The following is a 3,730-nucleotide window of genomic DNA, read 5'->3' as shown; positions in this document are numbered from 1 at the left end:
TCCTCCCTTGGACCGCGCAGGCAGCGCGGATCCCCGGAAACAGGCAAGGCAGAGGCCCATCGAGCAGGGGAGCGCCAGTGGGCGCATACGTCACCGCGCCCCCGTTCGCCCTTCCGAGGCAGGGTCGGCCCAGCGAGAGCCCATGCGGCCCTCGCGCGAACCCTGTCGAGCTTCGCCGCTCCGTGGTTCTGCCGGAACTGCGAATCTTTTTCCTGCAACGGCCCCGGCAGGACTTCGGCGAAATTAAGCGGCGGAACAACCGACCTGCCGGAGCGGCCTGGGAACGGCCCGAGGCCCGTCCCTCCCGCGCCTGAAGCGGGATCCGAGGCGTCCCGCCAGGGACGTGCGAAACGATATTCATTGTCAAAATAAGTTGATCCTCACGTGGAAACGTGGTAATGATCACGGGCAACGACTCATAAGCTTCGGTTGGATGGAACAAAGGTCGGACTGAACGGGGGATCCTCTTGCATCTTTCCGAAGACGGAATCTCGAGGAAACCGGGCTCACGGGCCTCCATGCCGGGCGACGGGGCGGCTTCCGCCGAGGAGACCGGGCTCGACAGCTCCGAAGCCGCACGGCGGTTGCGCCAGTTCGGCCCGAACGAGGTCGCCCACGACCGGAGGCGAAGCGGCTGGCGCCGGCTTGTCGAGGCGCTCAAGGAGCCCATGTTCTTTCTCCTACTGCTGACGGCCTCTGTCTACTTCATCCTGGGTGACACCCGGGAGGGCCTGACCATGCTCCTGTTTGTGGTCGCGGTCGTCGCGATCACCGTCGCCCAGGAATGGCGCACGGAGCGGGCCCTGGACGCACTGCGGGACCTGGCGGCACCCAGGGCTCACGTCCTTCGCGACGGAGCCTGGACCTGGATCCCCGCTCGCGACGTGGTGCCCGGCGACTTCATCGCCGTCGTGGAAGGCGAGCGGGTACCGGCGGACATCCGTCTCCGCGTCGCGACGGACCTGCGGACGGACGAATCCATGCTGACGGGCGAGTCGGAACCCGTCTGGAAGTCCGCCGGCGACGCCTGTTACGGCGGCACCTCGGTGCTTCAGGGGCAAGGCTGGGGCGTCGTCACAGCTACGGGCGCTCAGAGCCAGCTCGGCCAGATCGGCCAGCTCCTCGCATCGGTGGAGGAACACCCGACCCCATTGCAGAGCCAGATCCGCGCGCTCGTACGGCAGTTCTTCCTGGTTGGTGCCGCGCTCTCGGTGACGGTCGGCGGCCTCGTGGCCTGGGAGGCCTTCCGCTCAGGGTCGGGCAAGCCATGGACCGAGGCGGTGCTTGCGGGGATCTCCCTGGCCATGGCCATGATCCCCGAGGAGTTCCCCGTCGTCCTGACGGTCTTCCTCTCTCTGGGGGCGTGGCGGCTCTCCCGCCAGGACGCTCTCGTCCGCAGGCTGCCCTCGGTGGAGACGCTGGGTTCGATCCGTGTTCTCTGCGTGGACAAGACGGGCACCCTGACCGAGAACCGCATGACGGTCCGTGACGCCGTCGCGTGGGATCCCGAGCGGCCCGGGCAGGCGGCGGAGGAAGGGTCCCCGGCCGGTCCGGAGGCCTGGGCCGAGCTCGTCCGGGCGGCGGTGCTGGCCTGCGAGGAGGAACCGTACGACCCCATGGACCTCGCCATCGAGCGCTGGAGCGCGGCCGAGGGCGCTCCAGCCGGAGAGGTGCGGGCGGGCCGCCGGCTGGTGCACGAATACCCGTTTCGCCCCGAAGACAAGTGGATGGGCCACGTCTGGCAGGGACGGAACGGCGAGTTCGAGCTGGCGGTCAAGGGTGCCCCCGAGACGGTTCTGCCGCTCTGTGAACTGAGCGAACGCGAGCGAGCCGCCGCGGAAGGGGTCGTCCACCGACTCGCCTCGCGAGGACTCCGGGTCTTGGCGGTGGGGAAGGGCTCACCGCACGATCCCGGTCTCCGGCCTCCCTTCCCGGAGCGGCTCGCAGACCACAGGCTCCGCCTGGTGGGCCTGCTCGGCCTGGCGGATCCCCCTCGCGAAGGGGTGCGCGAGGCCGTGGCACTTTGCCGGGAGGCAGGCGTGGACGTCGTCATGATCACGGGCGACCACCCGGCCACGGCCGAGGCGATCGCCCGCGAGGTCGGGATCGACGGCAACGGCGGTATCGTGACGGGCGAGCAGTTGGATCAGCTGAGCGACACGGAACTGGACGAGCTCGTCGCGTCCCCGCGCGCCGGCGCCGCGCGTGTCTTCGCCCGCGCGGTGCCCGCGCACAAACTGCGACTGGTGCGGGCTTGGCGTCGCCGCGGCCGGGTCGTTGCGATGACGGGTGACGGGGTCAACGACGCCCCCGCGCTGAAGGAAGCCGACATCGGCATCGCCATGGGAAAGCGAGGAACCGATGTCGCGCGGGACGCAGCAGACATGGTCCTCCTGGACGACAACTTCGTCACCATCGCGAAGGCGCTTCGCCAGGGCCGTCGCATCTATGACAACATCCGGAAGGCGGTCGCCTACATCCTCACCATCCATCTCCCCATCGCCGGACTCGCGCTCCTCGCCCCGCTCCTGGGGTTGCCGCTCTTCCTGTGGCCGATTCACATCGCCCTGCTGGAGCTGGTCCTGGACCCGACCTGTTCGGTCGTCTTCGAAGCGACGCCGGAGGAGCCCGACCTGATGCGGAGGCCGCCTCGCTCCCCCGAAGCCTCCCTGGTGGACAGGGGCCTGCTGGCTCAGGCCCTGGCCTTGGGTGCGACGCTGCTCGGCGCCACGCTCATGCTCTACCAGGCGGCGCTGAGCCGAGGCCTTCCGGAGCCGGCGGCCCGCTCCCTGGGCCTGGTCACGCTTCTTCTGGGCAATGTGCTCCTGGTGCTGAGCATGAGCTCGGAGAGCGAGTCGCTCTGGTCCAGCTGGCGGCGGGCGATCAACGGAAACCCGGCTGCGTCGCGGAGTCGTTGGGCGCTTGCGGCGGGCACGCTGCTGATCCTCCTGACCATTCTCTACATACCGGGGTTCCGCTCCGCCATGGGCACCGCACCCATCAGCGCGGGAGCGTTCCTGTTGGCCTCGGCGGTTGCCGCCCTGGCTACGCTTTGGTGGGAAGGAGTGAAAGGACTCCGGCGCAGGCGGCGCTGAGGCTCCGGGCCGGGTACGGGCGCCCTGGCGAACGGCCCGGATACCTTTCACGTCCCGGCGTGCAGCGGGTTCTGGCGCGCCACGCCGAGTTCGTGGAGGAGCTCCCGGGCCACCTCTACGTCGTGGAAGGGCACGGCGCCGTCGGCGCCGACAAGCGTCCGCTCGTGCCCCTTGCCGGCGATCAGGACCAGGTCGCCCGGCCGGGCCTCCTCCAAGGCGCGCCGGATCGCCTGGCGCCGGTCGAGGACGATCTCGTAGGGTGGATGCCCGGGTACGCTCAGGAAGCCCTTCTCCACCTCCCGAGCGATGGCCGCCGGCTCCTCGTGGTGGGGGTTGTCCGAGGTGATGACCGCGTAGTCGGCTCGCTCGGCGACCGCCCGCCCCATCAGCGGGCGCTTGCCCGGGTCCTTGCCGCCTTCGGCCCCGAAGACGATGATCCGCCGCCCGCCAGGCGCGGGCTCCAGCTCGAGCACCGCCTCCAGCGCCGCGGGGTTGTGCGCGAAGTCGACGAGAACTTCAAACGGCTGGCCCAGATCGACTCGTTCGACCCGCCCCTCGAGCGGGCGCGCCTCGGCGAGCGCCCGGGCGATGGCCCGCGGCGGGAAGCCGGCCAGAAGGGCGGCGCCCGCCGCCGC

At 70.1% G+C, this 3,730-nt stretch carries 2 protein-coding genes; one reads left to right on the top strand and one right to left on the bottom strand.

The annotated features are described in order from the left end of the window. The first annotated feature begins 518 nt into the window (after positions 1-518). Positions 519-3,095 carry an HAD-IC family P-type ATPase gene (locus QJR14_08250; GenBank protein ID MDI3317588.1) on the top strand — a complete coding sequence of 859 codons (2,577 nt, stop codon included), beginning with the start codon at positions 519-521 and terminating at the stop codon, positions 3,093-3,095. A 47-nt stretch (positions 3,096-3,142) separates the two neighbouring features. On the opposite strand, the gene QJR14_08245 is transcribed toward QJR14_08250, so the two are convergent. Beyond that, positions 3,143-3,730: cyanophycin synthetase (locus tag QJR14_08245; protein MDI3317587.1), on the bottom strand; the 588-nt coding region annotated here is incomplete at its 5' end.

Source organism: Bacillota bacterium (assembly GCA_029961055.1).
In the GTDB taxonomy this organism is placed as follows: Bacteria; Bacillota; Sulfobacillia; order JAIMAT01; family JAIMAT01; genus JAIMAT01.
This window is presented reverse-complemented; position numbering and strand designations above follow the sequence as displayed.